Genomic DNA, 16,810 nt, shown 5'->3' on the forward strand with positions numbered 1-16,810 from the left:
ATCAGCGGCGAACCTACTGGCAGGGCGACCTGCTGGCAACCTAGCTCGGTGCCAGGCCCACCACCCTATCCCAATCAAGAGGAACCCAATCAATAGGGGGGTTGGCTTCCGTCAAGCCTCTCTACCTGAAAGCTGACACCATTGGGTGAAGGCAAGCTAGTGAGGTAACAGTTTTGTCGACCATTAGCTTGCCATGTTACCTGCTCTACACCAGTTGGCTCGTTCTGCCAGAGCGGTCTTCGTGTACGGCATGGGAGAGGGGGGGATGTAATCCAACTTCACGATCCCTATCCGTAGTTACTCTTGGCATCTATCGACATCTAGCAGCAGCAGTGAGCTTGCAGTCGGGGTTACGAGGGATCCTCAGCCCACAGGTGATCGACGAACCGAGGGGAGTGGGAGAATCCCTGGCGGACACGGAGGCTTTGATCCAGGTTTGGCATGGACGCGGGGAGGGGCAAATTTACATCTGGGTCAGGTTCCATGCTCCTTATTCTGGCCATCCTGAGAGTTTTGTCCAGGGATCCGCTCTAGCCCAAAGGTATGGAGTGGGGCTGCACACCCACTTGGCGGAAACTCGCCGGGGAGTGGAAACTCTACAGGCTCGCTATGGATTGACCCCGGTGCAGTGTTTGAAACGCTGGGGATCCCTGAGTGCTCAGACCTTGGCCGCCCACTGTGTGCATGTGGGGGCTGAAGAAATCGAATCGAGGAGATGCGGTTGGCGGTGTTTCTGCAGCGGTTGGGATCGGGGGATGGAGCTGCTCTGCCGGCGCAACAGGCTTTGTGGATGGCTACACAAGGCAGTGCCGCCTGTCTGGGTCTGGAAGGGGAAATCGGCAGCTTGGAGGTGGGCAAAAAAGCGGATTTGATCTTGCTGGATTTGCGCGTGGGCACCGCTAACCGCTATGCCAAAAAGCTTGCCACCTGCTTGTGAGAACCTGTGGGCTGCATTTTGACCGTGACTCTATTGCACAGCTCAAAGCGGCCCTCGTCGGGCATATGCTCGAAGAATGTGTTAGGCGTCAGAGGAGCAGCGACAGCCTGGATCACAGATATAACCCCTGGTCATTCGTCAGTGGTGCGGAGCGCATTGGGGGCATCCTAACCCCGCCAGCGGGCTTTTGGAGCATCCTGTGAATAGCTCTCAGGGTGCTTGCACGGGCGGTGGGTTGTTGCGCAAAAACGGCTGTACGGCTACAAATCCCAACCCAAACGATCCAATGACTAAGACGACTGCAGCGGCCATCCAAAGTACGGCAGAGCCCTGGGATCCGTGATGTTGCTCCCGTACCCGCTGATAAATGCCGGTGGAATAGGCTGAGGAGTCTGCCTCGCCGAGATAGGGATCCGGGCCGCCCCTATCCTGCATCAACTCGTCCAGGGAAGGAACCTGGTAGCCAGTGCGGGGGTAGGGCTCGGCAGAGGTGTGGGTGGAAGGGTGGCGAAGGGAATCAAAGGAGGACGGGGCAAAGCCGTTGGATGAGAAGGAGGGGGTCTCGTTGCGGGCCTGTCGGCGCTTGAGGCGATTCAAAAAATCGTAGCTGGGAGGGGCTTCCGGTTGGCCGGGATTGGCAGTCGGGCTGTTCTGTTGGAAAGAGGCTTCAGAAGCTGCAGCAACTTGGGCAGCCTGGCCATTTGCGTCAGCAAGCCGTAGGCTGATTTGCTGCAGGCGCTTCAGGGTGTGGCCCAATTGCCCCTGGAACTCTCGGGTGATGGCAGCGAGCTCTCCAGACAACTGCTGATGCAGAGCGCGCAGGTGCTGGTTTTCCGAGGAAAGCAGGCTTACCTGCTGACGGGCAGACTCCAACTCTTCGGCCACTTGTTGATACACCTGAATCGGCACCACCCCTGGCCCGGTCTCCATTGCGGCAGGGGAGCGAAAGCCACTGCGGGGCAAACCACCGGGGTTACCGTTGCTGTTGCGAGCGCCAGAGGGGTTAGAACCCCGAAAATCGTATTGCATAAATTGGGATCGACTCGGAAGGACAGGGGGCTGGGACAGCTTGACACAGAGGGATCCAAGATATCAGGGATCTCCAAGGATAGTGCTGAACACCGGCAATCTAAAGGCGTGCAGCTCTAGCGTTAGTGTAAGCCGCAATTACTACCCCAAGCATACCGCTAAGCCTTTGGAATGGGCGCTCCCTTCACAGTAATTTTTCCGGCCCACAAGCGCCACTTCTCCGCTGCTCCCAGGTTGCGCTGTCGTTCCCACGTCACGAATACTCTCCCACCAAGTCTGGAGAACCAGGAGATTCGGAATTTGGGGCAGAGGAGTCCTGCAGCAGCCGCTCCAGATCCCGTCGCAGAGGTGGTTCCAACTGTTCCAGCTCATTGACAAAGTCTTTTATACCCTGAAACTGGCGATAAACGGAGGCAAAGCGCACGTAGGCCACCTCACTTAGGTGTTGCAGGCGCTCCAGCACCATCTCGCCGATGCGCAGGCTGGTTACCTCTTGGGCATCTTCCAATTGCAGTTTTTCTTCGATCTCATTGACCAGCTCTTCCATCTGTCTGACGGTGACGGGGGTTTTTTGGCAGGCACGCATCACCCCTTGCAGGATCTTGTTGCGGTTGAAACTTTCGCGGGATCCATCCCGTTTAATGACCATGATGGGCATGAACTCGATGCGCTCATAGGTGGTGAAGCGGTAGCCACAGGACATGCATTCTCGCCGCCGCCGCACACTCTGGCCACCTTCTGCCGAACGAGATTCCAAAACTCGGATTTCTTGTTTGCTGCAGCGGGGACATTTCATGGCTTGCAGTCCTTACAAAGCGACAGGTGGGTAGGAGGGTGCCTCAATTTTACCGGATGCTTAATCTTCTGGTGCTTAGACAGATTGCAAATGAGATGGACTCTGTTCGTCGAGTGCAGATTGCAAGGGATCCCACCAAGCAGCGGCTTGCGCCTGGATCTGGGCCTTCAGCTCCGGTTCCATGCGATCCAAATGGATCAATACCCATTTCATTCTGCCCAAGGGGGCTAAGAGGGATCGCTGACGCAACAGGAAGTCCCAATACAACGTATTGATGGGGCAGGCTTGTTTGCCAACCTTTTCGCTGGGATTGTAGCGGCAATGGCGGCAGTAGTCACTCATTTTGCGGATGTACTGAGCAGAGGCGGCATAGGGTTTGGTGGAGAGCATGCCCCCATCGGCAAAAAGGCCCATGCCGATGACGTTGGGCTGCATCACCCAGTCGTAGCTGTCGATAAACACATCCTGAAACCACGCTTCTACTGCCTGGGGCTGAATGCCACTGATGAGGGCGAAATTGCTGAGCACCATTAGCCGCTGGATGTGGTGGGCATAACCATGACGGCGAATTTGATCCAGGGTGTGCTGCAGACAGGCCATGTCGGTTTTGCCCGTCCAAAAAAACTCTGGCAGGGGTCGCTGGTGGCCAAAAAAGTTGTTCTGGGCATAGCCGTTGGGCATTTGGTATTCGTAGAAGCCGCGCATGTACTCCCGCCAGCCCAGGATCTGGCGGATGAAGCCTTCGGCGGAGGGCAGGGGGATCCCACCCTGATAGTAAGCCCGTTCGGCGGCGGCAATGACTTCGTGGGGGGTGAGCAGGCCCAAGTTGAGGTAGGGAGAAAGCAGCGAGTGGAAAAGGAAGTCTTCCCCAGTTTGCATGGCGTCTTGCCAGGGGCCGAAGTGGGGCAGGCGCTCGTGAATGAAATGATCAAGCACTTGCAGGGCTTGGGCGCGGGTGACGGCCCAGCCAAATCCTTCTAAGGATCCGAAGTGATGGCCGTAGTGTTGCTTAACTTTTGTGATCACGGCCTGGGTGATGGCGTCGGGGGGGAAGGTGAGGGGCTGGGGGTAGCGCATTCCGGGTTTGGGAGGATGGCGATTCTCCCGGTCGTAGTTCCAGCGCCCCCCCAGGGGCTTGGGGCCGTCCATGAGAATGCGAAAGCGTTTGCGCCCTTCGCGGTAAAAGTCTTCCAGGAGCAGGCGCTTGCGACCTGAGGCCCAGTCGATAAATTGACGAGTACTCCAGAGGAAGTGGTTGTTTTCCACAACCAAGAGGGGGCAGGGGAGGGTGGATCTCAGATTTTCCACCTCCTCCCGGATGGGAATATCGGCGGGCTGCATGAGGCGGATCTGCTGCAGTTGATGTTGCTTGGCCCAGGTTTGCAGGGGCTCGGCATAGCTGTCGGCTTCCACGTAGGTGACTGGGTAGCCCCGCTGTTGCAGTTCTTGGGCAAAGTGGCGCATGGCCGACCAGACCAGCACCAATTTCTGCTGGTGGTGGTTGCGGGAGCTGGCCCACCGGTGAGATTCGATGAGAATGACGGGAACTCGGTCTGGGGATAGGGTCGAGAGGGAAGCGAGGGCGGATTGCTGTGGGTGGAGTTGATCCGCAAGGATCCAAACCCCTTCTGGGCCGGCGGATGGAGCGATCATGGGATGCTGAAGCTCTCGGTCTATGGGAGGAGCGCTGAGAATGACACAGGTTGAGTTTAGCTCTGGGGGGCAAGGCCAGGTGGCACCCAAATGTTTGCTGAATCTCGGCGGGACAGCTGAGGAGAGAGGATGATGCGGCAGACAGGGATCCCTTGCCTGCGGTGGTGGGCCGGGCTGGGGATGGTGGCCCTGCTGCTGCTGGTGATCTGGAATTGGACGGATCCCTTGCCGCCGGCGTGGGATGAGGCGCAGCATCTGCTGCAGGCGCAGGCTTTTGGGCTTCACCTGGGACGGTTTCGCTGGGATGGGCTGTGGGGGCAGCAGTTTTTGCATTTGAACCAGCGCTACCCCCCTTTGGCCTATTGGCTGGGGATCCCCTTGGCGGCTCTGCATCCCTTCAGCCGGGCGGACGGGCAGTTGCTCAACTTGGTGTTGCTGGGGGTTCTGGTTCTGGCAACCCAGCGGCTGGGACAGCGGGTCTATCGCTCCTGGGAAGTGGGCTGGCTGGCGGCGGCGCTGCTGCTCCTCTATCCGGGGATCACGGCTTTGGCCCACGTGTACATGTTGGAGTTGCCGCTGGTGGTGGCGGTGACGCTGGCGTTTTGGGCGCTGTGGGCCTATGGGGAGAAGCCTTCCTGGTGGGGGGCGGTGGGGGTGGGGGCGGGGGTGGCGGCGGTGCTGCTCACCAAGTGGACAGGGGTGCTGTTTTTGCTGCTGCCTTTGCTGGGGATCCCGCTGTTGCCAGGCAAGAGGATCCCTTGGCCGGCGCGGCTGGCCCACTTGGCCTTGGGGATGGGTGTGATGCTGCTTTTGTGCTGGCCCTGGTATGGGGCCAATTGGCTGTTTGTGCTCAGCAATGGCTGGGCTTACGCCGAGACTGCCCACTACTACATCACTTGCCCAGCGGGATCCCTGTGCTGGTGGACCACCTACTTGCGCTTTCTGCCCCTGCAGATGAGCCCTTTTTTGTGTGGGCTGCCGCTGCTGAGCGGGTGGGGATCCCTGGACAGGCGAGAGGCAGTTTTGTGGGCCACCTACGGTTCCGGCTACCTTCTCTACACCCTGGTGGATATCAAAGATGTGCGCTTTACCCTACCTTTGCTGCCCCTCTTGGCGGTGTTATCAGCAGGCGGGATCCAAAAGGCTTGCCGGTGGTTGGAGGAACGCTGGGGTGCGTGGGCTTTGCAAAGGGGAGTCTGTGCAGGGCTAGTTCTGGGCTGCTTGGCCTTGGCCAATTTGGGTCGGCCCCTCACCCCAGGGGTGGCCCCTCTGTGGACGGGGATCCAGATGCGCTGGCAGGGGCAGCACCCCACGCAGGAGCTGACCCAGTGGATCCAATCCTTGATCCAGCCAGGTTTGACCACCACGCTGGGAGTTCTCCCCAATACAGAGCTGATCTCTTCCGAAACCCTCACCTACTTAGCAGCTCTCCAGCGCTGGCCGGTCACGTTCCGCGCTGCCGGGCAAACCCCCTGGCCGGAGCTGGAGCTATCCTTGCTGGATGGGTTTGTGGATGCCGAAGGGGAACAGGGAATTATTGGCCCTTATGGCCCGACTAAGGAGCAGATCCGGCAGCACCTGCGCAGCAGCCCAGACTGGCGACAAGAGCCGGCGGTGGAGTTGCCTACGGTGGGTCGGCCGCACACTTACTTCCCTCGCTTTTCAAAGGTGACGGTACAGAAGTGGCCTCTTGAAGCTGAGGAGGTGGAGCTGGTGGAGGTTGAGGCGCTGTTGGAGCTGGGGATCCCCGCCTGGAAGTTACGCTGGCAAGGCCCAGCTCAGAACTTGGCCCAAACGCTGGTCTGGGCGCGGCTGGAAGACGGGCAAGGACGGGTTTTGGAGAAGCGGGCCTGGGTGCTGGGGCAGAATCGCCTGCAGCTCAACTCAACAGGCGGCTGGCTGGTGGAAGAGATCTTGACGCTGCCCACAACCGACTTCCCAAGAGGTGGCCTTCTCCACCTGGAATGGCAGTCGCCCAAAGGGATCCGCCATTCCCTACACCAATCCTGGAGAGGATCCCTGTCGAGCTTCCCGAAGGAAGGCCCCTTCCTTGTAACGGATCCCTTGTTTCCTCTCCGCGAGGCGGCCAGAGCTGCTGCCGCTGGGGATCTGCAGGCCCTCTCCCTTTATCTCAATGCCTGGACAACCCTGCAATACCCGACTTTTTTGACGGATCCAGATCGCATCCTGGTACGGCAATTGCTGGAGAGGGAATGGCAACAGGCTGCTGCCCAAGGCCAACTGAGCCAGCAAATCCAGAGCCACTACCAACTGGGCTTGCTGTTGGCGGTGCTGTTACAACCAGAAGCAGCTCAGTTGCATTTTCAACAGATCGTCGAGCTGGATCCAGAGGACGCGTGGGCGCGGGCTTACCTAGGGTTTTTGCGAGTATTTTTCACCCATGAGTTTAGGGGTGTCCAAGGGCTGCGACAGGAGCTTTCGGCTGCAGTTCGGCCTCTTTGCCGGAAAGCGGATTTGGATTGGGATTTGAATTGGATTTGTGCTGCTCTTTAGCCACAAAGTCCAGCTCCATTTGCGAAACCTGGGAAAGAAGAAAGTCGGCAAAAGCTTTGGCCACCACCGAAAGACGTTTAGAGCGCAAATAGACCAAATACCAGAACCCCCGAATGGGAAACTCTTCCACATCCAAAATAGCCAGATGATGCTGCCACCCCCCCAAGGCCAACACATGCTGAGACAAAACCGAAATGCCCAATCCACCCAAAATGCCTTGGCGGATAGCTTCGCTGCTGCCTATCTCCATGCGAATGTTGAGCTTTAGGTTATGCTTCTCAAAAAGCCGCTCTACAGCCATGCGGGTGCCAGAGCCAGACTCACGGGCCAAAAAAGGTTCTTGGGCAATGCGCGCCAGAGGGATCCCCTTTTGGCCCACCAGGGGATGATGAATAGAGGCCATCACCACCAAAGGATTTTCCAGAAAAGGTTGTGCCACCACGTCCAGATCTTCTGGCGGCATCCCCATCACGTAGAGATCGTCCATGTTGTTGCTCATCCGCTCCAAAACCTGCTGGCGGTTGAGCACCTTAAGAGCTACGTCAATGCCGGGATACTGCTGACAAAATGGCCCCAGAAGACGGGGAATAAAGTATTTGGCAGTGGTGACTACTCCAATGCTCAGCCGTCCCTGCTTTAACCCCTTCAGGTCGGCAAGGGTCATCTCGAATTGATTCAATTGTTCAAAAATCTTCTCGCAGGTTTGGTGTAAAGCTTGCCCCGCTTCGGTGAGATACAGCCGCTTGCCCACCTGTTCAAACAACGGTAACCCCACGGCTTTGCTCAATTGCTTGATCTGCATGGAAATCGTGGGTTGGGTCAGGTAGAGCTCTTCTGCAGCGCGGGTAAAGCTCAGGTGGCGGGCGGCAACCTCGAAGATTTGCAGTTGATGCAAGGTAATGGCCTTCATGGACATCAAGAAAAGCTAAAGGTTTACTACTAAATCATAAGCGCTAATCTATGCCTTTTGGCGAGATCCCTAGGAGAACCTGGCTAACGGTCACAGTGGCGAAAGGGGCAAAACCGAAGAGCAACCCCCTACCACTCGGACTTAAGGTAGAGATCGACCAAGGGATTGCGCCGGTGTGGGCACGGGCGGCTGTTTTTTTTCAATAGCCGCTCTCTGGGCAGGAGAAGAGTACGATCGCAGACATTCTCGTGGAGGTTGAGAGTGCTAAGACTGCCAAAAAACAAAGGGAGCCGCTGGCTTGCGGGTGTGCTGGGCGCGCTGATGTTGCTGGGATCCGGAATCACGGCCCAGGCTCAGTTCTTGTGGCCCGGCCATTCCCTTTTCCCCAGCTCTGGTTCCGTAGACAGTGCGGAACAGAGGGGATCCCACTTGGCTGCTCGGCTCGACGCCTACTGCCGACAGCCGCCCGAGGAGGTAGCGCGCAAGGCTCAACTGCGCCAGCAGGCTGCCCAGTCGAATGCTGCTTGGGCCGAGTACACCCAAGTTTTGGCCGAACATGGCGCTGCCTTGATCGCCTGCCGCAGCCAACGCTGGCCCCAGATCCAGGCCATTTGGGTACGTCTGCACCCTTGTGATGCCAATCCGGGCGTGTTGGATCAGGTATTCGACCAAGTAGTGAACCTGGGCTACAACCGCGTTTTTATCGAGACCTTTTACGATGGTCGCTCCATTTTGCCGGATGGCGCAGGGGGGATCTGGCCCAGCTTACAGCCCAACGCCGACTTGTTGGATCTGGCTCTGAAGGCGGCGCGACGCCGCGGTTTGTCTGCTTATGCTTGGGTGTTTTCCCTCAATTTCGGCTACAGCTACGGACAACGGCCCGATCGACAGGTGGCCCTGGCCCGCAACGGTCGTGGCATAACCACTGTTCTGGATCCGGCAACAGCCCTTGGGGAAGATTTGGGCAGCCCGGATGAGGTGTTTGTGGATCCCTTTCATCCCCTGGCACGGCGGGATTTTGCCGAGTTGGTCCGCCGCATTCTACAGCGACAGCCAGATGGGATCCTTTTCGACTACATTCGCTATCCGCGTGGCTCAGGGGGATCCAGCGTGGCAGCCACCGTCCGAGACTTGTGGATTCATGGAGAGGCCGCCCGGAAAGCCTACCTCAATTTGGCAGAAAACCCGGCGGGTCGGGCATTGCTGGAGCGCTACCTAAGCCAGGGCTACATTGCAGTGGCAGATGTTCTCCATCTGGATGCCACCTATGCCGAAGAGCCCAGGTGGCGGCAGCCAGGGGATCCCTGGCCCAGCCCGACCGAGAAATGGGCGCTTTCCCCAGAGTTACTGGACTGGGCTGCCCAAGACATGGCCAGCAGGAATTGGCAGGGGGATCAGCTTTCCTCTGCAAAAGATTTACCAGAGAGTCTGGAGAAACCGGCGGATTCCAGTTCTGAGGCAGCAGCACCAACTCCTGCCCCTTCCCCCACCCCCAGCGCCGCCGTTCGCCAAGAACGTTGGCAGCAGCAGCTTTGGCAGCTGAGCGTCGAGTTTGCCCGCTACGGCGTTCTCGATTATCTACAGCAGGCCGCCCAACCCGCCCAGAGGCTGGGGATCCCGGTGGGGGCTGTCTTCTTCCCAGAAGGCAACCAAGCAGTAGGAGAAGGGTTTGACGCTCGTCTGCAACCCTGGGACCGCTTTGATCCGGGTATGGAATGGCACCCAATGGCCTATGCCAAGTGCGAGGATAGCTCCTGTGTGGCGCAGCAGGTGGAGCAGGTCCTGGCTGTGGCCTCTCCCCAAACCTTTGTCTGCCCGGCCATTGCCGGTCTATGGGGACAAGCCCAGCGGCAACGCCCCAGCCTGGAAACCCAAACAGCAGAGCTGGCCCGCCGCTTCCCGCAGTTGCCCTGTGTGAGTCACTTCGCCCTCTCCTGGATCGAGCCGGAGCTGGAGCGCAGCCGTCGCACCTGTCAACTCTAACGCCCATCCCAATCTGAAAGTTAGGAATTCTGAACTTATGAGCCCTGAGCAATTTGATCTGATTAACCGCCTGTTTCAACTGACCTTTCAGATCGGGGATCGCTTGGGCTGTGAATCCTCAGATCCTGCTCAATTGTTGCTGACCAACCGGCCCAGCCTGGAATCCAGTTGCACATTCTTTCCTTCCGATTTCACCTACGAAGCCTTGGATCCCCAAGTGTGGGCCGACTACATGGCGGAAGTTCCGGCCTTAGCGCAGATGGCGAATATTTTGCAACCTTATCCTTTCACCTGTGGCATTTATCGCCAAGACGAGGTTTCGTGGTGGATTTGCGCCTTTTGGGCAGCCCAAGAGGACTTGGGAACCAACTTGCTCTTGCGCGCCCACAGAGTCGAAACTTAGGCGCTTGAGCCCTATCTCCTCTCCCTCATCGAGACGGGGATCGGCGTTACCGGAATCAAAGGGGCTGATAGCAGTCGTGGTTTTTATTACCATCTATTTCAACTGATCGCGCTAGCGGGCCAGAGGCCTTAGCAGGAAGCAACCGGTCGTTTGTTTCACCTTGACGGTGAGATAAATGACTATGCGTTGTGGAACGGTTTATTGCAATTGACCTACTCGCGACCGCTATAGCTGGCTTCCGCCCAGAGCGTGAGCTGGGGGCCTTACGGCACTCCTTCGTAAATCACATAGACTCCGGCGCGCTCAGGCCGAGAATGCCGGTGAGGACGTTAAACAAAACCTGCTGCGTGGCCTGCACCAATTGGATGCGGGCTTGGGCCAAAAGGGGATCCTCTTTCAAGAGCGGCAAAATACGGCAGTTGTCGTAAAACTTGTTGAAATCGGCGGCGATGGCTTCTGCATAGCGGATGATCTTGTGGGGAGCGCGCTCTTCGGCAGCGGCGATCAGCTCATCCGGCAAGGCCAACAAGCGCAGCAGCAGGGCCCGCTCTTCTGGCTCTTTGTAGGGCAGTTTTTGTTGCTCCGTCAAAGGGACTTTGTTGGTCAGTTCAACCTTTTCTTCTTCCTGTAGCCGCCGCAGCAGAGTGCAACAGCGGGCATGGCTGTAGTGAACATACACGACCGGGTTATCGAAAGTTTGCTTGACGGCCAAATCCAAATCGAAGTTGATGGGGCTGTCCATGCTGCTGCTAAGCAAAAACCAGCGGGCTGCATCGACCCCCACGCCAATTTCTGGATCTTCGATCAGGTCATTGAGTGAGACAAAGTTGCCGGTGCGCTTGGACATGCGCACTTCGGTTTTCTCACCGGTTTGCGGGTCGGTTTTGAACAATTTGACAAATTGTCCAATCAAGATTTCCAGCTTGACATCTGGGCTGAAGGCACCCACCGCCGCCTTTAAGCGGCCGATATAGCCATGGTGATCCGAGCCAAGAATGTTGATCAGCCGGTGATATCCCCGCTGCACTTTATCCCGGTGGTAGGCAATATCGGCGGCTAGATAAGTGAACGAACCATCGGCCTTTTGCACCACCCGATCCTTGTCGTCGCCAAATTCTTGGGTTTTGAAATAGACGGCCTCTTCGGCCCCTGGCTTGGGATCCTCACCCCGCGGCGCTTTGGCTTTGTAGAGAAAGCCGCGCTCTTGCAGCTCCTGCAAAGCTTGCTGGATGGCGCTCAGGCCTGTCTGGGGATCGGGGGTGTGCAGGCGGCGCTCGCTAAACCAGTGATCAAACTCGGTGCGTAGTTGTTGCAGGGTCTGCTTTTGCCAGGCCAGCATTTCCCCATAGGCAAAATCGGTGTACTCCTCTAGGGTGGTGGGCAGAGGGCGGATCCCGGCCTTGACCTGACCCAACAGCCGCCGGGCAATATCGACCAAGTAACTGCCATGGTAGGCATCTTCGGGCAGAGCCACCTCTTCCCCCTGCAGTTGCCGCACCCGCACCTCCAGAGACTGGCCTAAGAGCCGCATCTGGTTGCCGGCATCGTTGATGTAAAACTCCCGCTCCACCTGGTGGCCCGTCCAGTGCAGCAAGTTGGCCAACGTAGAGCCAACGGCAGCCCAGCGCCCATGGCCGACGTGCAAAGGCCCCGTCGGGTTGGCGGAGACAAACTCCAGCAGAATGCGCTCAGGATGGGGAATGGCTGTTTTGCCGAAGTTTTCTCCCAGATGCAGCAGCTCTTGCAAGCGCTTGGCCAAAAAGGGATCCCCCAGCCGGAAGTTGAGATACCCTCCTCCCGCCACCTGAGTTTCGATGTCCGGCAGATCCAAGTGTTTTTGCAGGGTTTGGGCGATCTGGGCCGGTGCTAGGCGGCAGAGCTTGGCCATGCCCAGGGGGGTGGGACAGGCGTAATCGCCGTAGCGAGGGTCGCTGGGGATCTGGATCACGGGGGCAATCGCTGTGGCTTGCTGGGGAGCCAGGGATCCCAGTTGCCCCGCCTCTGAGGCCCGTCGAATGCTCTCGGCTACGGCGGCGGTGAGAAACCGAATCAGCGAGGTGGATACGGGTTGAGTGGCCATGGCTGTTCGTGTCGGCAGACGTCGAGAGAGGTTCCAGGGATGCCTGGGGCAGTAAAAGCATCATCATATCGACAGCCAACCGGCTCTGACAAAATCTGACAAAAGAATAGATGCTCCTCCAGCCAAACTTTGCTTTTGCTCGCCTGCTTTGCGAAGATGGCTCTGACAAATTGACGGGACAGAGCTTTAGGCCAAGCTTTTGGGTACAAAGTATCACCGAATACAAAAGTTTAACTCTGCTTTGCTAAGTTGTTTGGCGGTAATGCTCGCCTTCCCGCTTGCGGATTTCTGCTGAGACAGCTGCTGTGGAGTTTACTAGTATGTCCATCCCGAAATCGTCGCGTCGTCAATTCCTTCAATCTGCTGCTGCGGCTGCCTCTTGGGTTGCCGTTGGAGGGCTAAAGGCGAGGGCTCAGAGCCGCGGGCCGCTTCTGGTTTCCCAGGGACTGACGCCCCTGAAGTTTACCCTCTCTTGGTTGCTCTCTTCGATGGATACCCCCCTTGTAACGGCGATCTTGAAGGGCTACTTCGCCGAAGAGGGGCTGGAGGTCACCTACGAGCGCGGCTATGGCTCCGCCGATTCCATCACCAAGATTGCCGCTGGCCAGTACGACCTGGGGGAAGGGGATCCCTACTCCATGATTGAGTTCAATGCCAAAAACCCAGATGTGCCCTTGGTGGCAATCTATATCCTCTACAACCGCTCTCCCTTCGGCATCTACACCCTGAAAGGCAAGGGCATCACGAAGCCTGCCCAACTGGCGGGCAAGAAGCTGGGAGCGCCAGCAGGGGATGCGCCGCGTCGGCTCTGGCCGGTCTTTGCCAAGCAAGTCGGCATCGATCCGGGGTCGGTGGAGTGGCTGACCATGGAGCCACAGTTGCGCGAACCTTTCCTCATCCAAGGTCGGGTGGATGCAATCAGCGGCTTTATGACCTCGGCCATGCCCAATTTGGTGCGGGGCGGGGTCAAGCTGGAAGATATTGTTCCCTTCCTTTACAACGACCACGGCCTTGAGCTGTATGGCAATGCCGTCATCACCCGTGTGCAATTGCTGCGTGAGAAGCCTGAGCAATTCAAAGCTTTCTTGCGGGCCTATGTCAAGGGTTGGCAAGACACTATTCGTGATACCGATGGCAATATGTTGGCCCTTCTGGACAAAGCCAAGGCCGACGGACAAGTGCTGGATACGGCAATTGAGAAATTGCGCCTTACCCTGGCAATGCCGCGCCTGTTTGTTACCGATGAGGTGCGACAAATTGGTTTGGGGGATGTAGTGCCTGCTCGTATGGAAACCTCGATTGCTCAGGTGGTGGATGGCTTTGGCTTGCCCACTAAGCCCTCTCTAGAGCAAGTGTTTGATGGAAGTCTGCTCCCACCCAAGTCTGAGCGGATGATTGGATAATCTGGGTTAGGCCAGCAACGATTTTGAAGCCTCTGTCTATTGGCTTGCCGGTGCAGGCCAACTTATCCTGCTTGCTGGGAGGCTATTTCTGGCTGCAGGTGCGGTCTGCGTCCTTATTGGATCCCTCATCCGCGAAGTATCCCCAAAGCTTTTCGTGGCAGGGATCCCAGCCTGCTCCTGAAAGAGGCCGACGGGAGACCTGTTCGCGTTGGTGGATGGGAGACCGGAAGCGGCATGGAGCAGTAGGGGAGTGTCTCGAACTTTGTTTAGGGTTACCCAAGAACGCCGTAAGGCCCCTGCCTTTGGGCATGGGGAGCATGTCAATGAAATCAAACCTGAGAAACAGATGTATTGGGAAGAGTAGCTTAGGGGTGCTTGAAGTCGAGATAGCTTTTCCGATCCCGAAAAAAAGCTGAATAAGTTTGTGGTGCTCAGGGATCCCTTTTAACCTGGAGGGGATCACTAGGGAGTTTAGGCCCTTGGAAACTTTTGTTCTGATTAAGCAAGTTCCCGATCAAAACGCCAAGGCCGGCATCAACAGTGACGGCACGATCGATCGCGCCAAGGCCAAGCGGATGTTAAACCCTTTTGATCGCTATGCACTGGAAGCAGCTCTGCAAACCAAACGGCAACACGGGGCGAGAGTAACGGCAATTACAATGGGGCCACCCCCGGCCATTGAGGTGCTCTACGAGGCCATTGCCCACGGGGTGGATCGGGGTATTTTGATGACCGACCGCCGCTTGGCCGCTTCCGATACCCTAGCCACTGCCTATACTCTGGCCCAGACGGTTCGCTATGCTGGCCGGCCCGATGTGATCTTCTGCGGGCTCCAGACCACCGACGGCGATACGGCCCAGGTGGGGCCGCAGTTGGCGGAGCGGTTGGGGATCCCTCAGGTCACCTATTGCGAAGCCTTCGAGATTCGGGATGGGATCCTGGTGGCGCGGCGGGCCATCGAAGGGGGATCCCAAATCGTAATGGTGCCCCTGCCGGTTTTGATTACGGTGGCCAATTCCGCTCGGCGTTTGGCCTACCCCACTCTACGGGGTGTGCAGCGGGTGCAGCGGCTAATGCGGGATGAAATGGCACGGGCCGAGGCAATCCAGATCCTCAACTTGGACGATGTGGGGGCAGACCCGGAGCGCTGCGGTCTCAAGGGATCCCCAACCATCGTGGCTGCCACCGAAAAAGTGGGGGAAATTGGCGGCAACTGTCAGGTCTTTCAGGGACAATCCGTCCCCCAACTGGTCAACCAACTGACCCAGGCCGTTGACCTCTCCCGCTACGCCGCAACCTCCTAGATCTTTACATCTTGCGTCCCACCGGCCCCCCATCGCCCCTCAATCATCACTGTCTGATCATCGACCCCAGGCCAGCTGGCTGCGGTGAAAAGTTGACCCAGAAGGACTCTGCTGACCTCGTCGCAATTGCAACACCCAAGATTGCCCTCGACCCGATTCAATCCCGATCTCAACCTAGGAGTCACAGTTTTATGGATCGCAAGCGGATAGTGGTCTTCGCCGAGCAGGTGAACGGGGAACTGCAGCCCATTGGCTTAGAGTTGTTGGGGGCCGGGCGGCGGCTGGCCGATAAGCTGGGAGCCACCTTGAGCGCTCTTGTGCTTGGATACAACATTGCCCACTTGCCCCCAATTCTGATCGGCCACGGGGCAGATCAAGTCTTCATCGCCGATCACCCCGAGTTGGCCGAATACCGCACCCTGCCCTACCGCCGGGTGATCACAGACTTGATCAAAAGCTGGCCCCAACCACCCCACACCATCCTGCTGGGATCCACCACCACCGGGCGAGATCTGGCCCCCCGCTTGGCCGCCCACCTGGAGACCGGCCTGACCGCTGACTGCACCGAGCTGGACATTGGCCCCTTCGAGTACACCAACAGCAAAGATCCCAGCAAGTCCGGCCTCTTCCCCGACTGCCTTTATGCCATCCGGCCCAGCTTCGGCGAATCTCTCAAGGCTCGCATCCTTGGCCCCTGGAAAAACCCGCAAATGGCCACAGTACGACCAGGGGTGATGGTGCCCCTGCCCTGGGACAGATCCCGCCAGGGGGAAGTGATCCCAGTGCCGGTCAACTTGGATCCCGGCGATCTGCGCCTGCAGATTGTGGAAACGGTGCGCAACCTGTCCCAGGCGGTAGATCTCACCCGCGCCAAGGTGATCGTTTCCGGCGGCTACGGGCTGGGATCCCCAGAGGGATTTGAGCTGTTGAGGGAGTTGGCCGCTTGTTTTCCCAACAGCGCTGTCGGCTCCTCCCGCAAGGCCGTGGATTCTGGGTGGATCCCCTATGCCCACCAGGTGGGCCAAACCGGCAAGACCGTCCGCCCCCAGCTCTACATCGCCTGCGGCATTTCTGGGGCCATTCAACATCGCGTGGGCATGGACAAATCCCAGACGATCATTGCCATCAACAAAGACAGCGCCGCTCCTATCTTCAAATTTGCCCACTACGGCATTGTCGGGGATCTCTACCAGGTGGTGCCGGAGCTGATCCGGCAACTGCGACAGAGACAGGAGGAGCTCCGAGAAGGCGCCGAGGGCCAGCCTTTCCAGAGCCTTGGCGAGCGGATCCCAATTTTGCAGAGTCGATGAGAGATGGTTGGCAAAAACGCTCTCAGTGCAGGGCCATTGTCAGCAGCCCCTGCTGCCCCAGCAACACCTCCCGCAACAGGGTAACCAGGCCCACCCAAACCACAGGGGCCATGTCCACACCTCCCAGAGGCGGGATCAGGCGACGGGTCGGGCGCAACAGAAACTCCGTCAGGCCGACCACCAACGAGTAGGGCAACCGAGAAGTATCCAGTTGCGGATACCACGACAGAAAGATGCGCAGCACAAACAGGAGGGTGTAGAGCGCCAACAGTGGGCCAAGCACCCAAGAGGTGAGAATTGGCAGCATAGGTTACTCAAAGAACAGGTTTACTGGTGGCAGTTCTCTCCATTCTGCTCTAATTGGGAGGGTCTGCTGGAGTCCAGAGATACCTCGGGGAATGCAGGCGCTCGGCCCAAGTCAAACCCCAACTTTTTTAAACTTTAACCCTCTTCCCGAAAATGGCCTTACCGGCGGGGCAGCAACAGTT

The 16,810-nt window shown here is 57.9% G+C and carries 13 protein-coding genes and 1 pseudogene; 8 read left to right on the forward strand and 6 right to left on the reverse strand.

Annotation, left to right across the window (positions count from 1 at the left end; all coding sequences use genetic code 11):
• Positions 1-188: 188 nt before the first annotated feature.
• Together NW805_RS02055 and NW805_RS02060 are read left to right on the forward strand one after the other, a co-directional pair.
• Positions 189-694: pseudogene (locus NW805_RS02055) on the forward strand (amidohydrolase family protein); the annotation flags it as partial.
• Between the two features lie 21 nt (positions 695-715).
• Positions 716-937 (forward strand): amidohydrolase family protein, encoded by a 222-nt coding sequence (locus NW805_RS02060; protein WP_041436618.1) that lies wholly within the window; start codon positions 716-718, stop codon positions 935-937.
• A 210-nt stretch (positions 938-1,147) separates the two neighbouring features.
• On the opposite strand, the gene NW805_RS02065 is transcribed toward NW805_RS02060, so the two are convergent.
• The 3 genes from NW805_RS02065 to NW805_RS02075 all read right to left on the reverse strand — a co-directional run bounded on the left by NW805_RS02065 (position 1,148) and on the right by NW805_RS02075 (position 4,415).
• Positions 1,148-1,966, reverse strand: a complete 819-nt coding sequence (locus tag NW805_RS02065; RefSeq protein ID WP_414421495.1) for a hypothetical protein — start codon at positions 1,964-1,966, stop codon at positions 1,148-1,150.
• A gap of 253 nt (positions 1,967-2,219) precedes the next feature.
• Entirely contained in the window at positions 2,220-2,762 is a 543-nt protein-coding gene (gene nrdR, locus NW805_RS02070; protein WP_414421496.1) for a transcriptional regulator NrdR, read from the reverse strand.
• A 75-nt stretch (positions 2,763-2,837) separates the two neighbouring features.
• On the reverse strand, positions 2,838-4,415 hold the full coding sequence (locus tag NW805_RS02075; RefSeq protein ID WP_414421497.1) for a cryptochrome/photolyase family protein: 1,578 nt from the start codon (positions 4,413-4,415) through the stop codon (positions 2,838-2,840).
• Between the two features lie 129 nt (positions 4,416-4,544).
• Here NW805_RS02075 and NW805_RS02080 point away from each other — a divergent pair, with 129 nt between their 5' ends.
• Positions 4,545-6,929: a hypothetical protein gene (locus tag NW805_RS02080; RefSeq protein WP_414421498.1), complete on the forward strand. Its 2,385-nt coding sequence runs from the start codon at positions 4,545-4,547 to the stop codon at positions 6,927-6,929.
• On the opposite strand, the gene NW805_RS02085 is transcribed toward NW805_RS02080, so the two are convergent.
• Positions 6,823-7,839: a LysR substrate-binding domain-containing protein gene (locus NW805_RS02085; RefSeq protein ID WP_414421694.1), complete on the reverse strand. Its 1,017-nt coding sequence runs from the start codon at positions 7,837-7,839 to the stop codon at positions 6,823-6,825. The genes NW805_RS02080 and NW805_RS02085 overlap by 107 nt on opposite strands.
• A 306-nt stretch (positions 7,840-8,145) precedes the next feature.
• On the opposite strand from NW805_RS02085, the gene NW805_RS02090 reads away from it, so the two are divergent.
• A complete protein-coding gene (locus tag NW805_RS02090; RefSeq protein WP_414381722.1) occupies positions 8,146-9,822 on the forward strand; it encodes a hypothetical protein in 1,677 nt (558 codons plus the stop codon).
• 37 nt (positions 9,823-9,859) lie between these two features.
• Positions 9,860-10,225, forward strand: a complete 366-nt coding sequence (locus NW805_RS02095; RefSeq protein WP_011433539.1) for a hypothetical protein — start codon at positions 9,860-9,862, stop codon at positions 10,223-10,225.
• Positions 10,226-10,508: 283 nt separating this feature from the next.
• Here the strand turns inward: NW805_RS02095 and argS are convergent, their stop codons facing one another.
• Positions 10,509-12,305 (reverse strand): arginine--tRNA ligase, encoded by a 1,797-nt coding sequence (argS, locus tag NW805_RS02100; RefSeq protein WP_011433538.1) that lies wholly within the window; start codon positions 12,303-12,305, stop codon positions 10,509-10,511.
• 320 nt (positions 12,306-12,625) lie between these two features.
• On the opposite strand from argS, the gene NW805_RS02105 reads away from it, so the two are divergent.
• The 3 genes from NW805_RS02105 to NW805_RS02115 all read left to right on the forward strand — a co-directional run bounded on the left by NW805_RS02105 (position 12,626) and on the right by NW805_RS02115 (position 16,322).
• Positions 12,626-13,708 (forward strand): ABC transporter substrate-binding protein, encoded by a 1,083-nt coding sequence (locus tag NW805_RS02105; RefSeq protein WP_414421499.1) that lies wholly within the window; start codon positions 12,626-12,628, stop codon positions 13,706-13,708.
• A 479-nt stretch (positions 13,709-14,187) separates the two neighbouring features.
• Positions 14,188-15,012 carry an electron transfer flavoprotein subunit beta/FixA family protein gene (locus NW805_RS02110; RefSeq protein WP_011433536.1) on the forward strand — a complete coding sequence of 275 codons (825 nt, stop codon included), beginning with the start codon at positions 14,188-14,190 and terminating at the stop codon, positions 15,010-15,012.
• A gap of 191 nt (positions 15,013-15,203) precedes the next feature.
• Positions 15,204-16,322, forward strand: a complete 1,119-nt coding sequence (locus tag NW805_RS02115) for an electron transfer flavoprotein subunit alpha/FixB family protein (protein WP_414342633.1) — start codon at positions 15,204-15,206, stop codon at positions 16,320-16,322.
• A gap of 22 nt (positions 16,323-16,344) precedes the next feature.
• Here the strand turns inward: NW805_RS02115 and NW805_RS02120 are convergent, their stop codons facing one another.
• Positions 16,345-16,629 carry a YggT family protein gene (locus NW805_RS02120; protein ID WP_011433534.1) on the reverse strand — a complete coding sequence of 95 codons (285 nt, stop codon included), beginning with the start codon at positions 16,627-16,629 and terminating at the stop codon, positions 16,345-16,347.
• Between the last annotated feature and the right edge of the window lie 181 nt (positions 16,630-16,810).

Origin of the sequence: Synechococcus sp. W60.1 (assembly GCF_047461575.1) — a bacterium.
GTDB lineage: Bacteria > Cyanobacteriota > Cyanobacteriia > Thermostichales > Thermostichaceae > Thermostichus.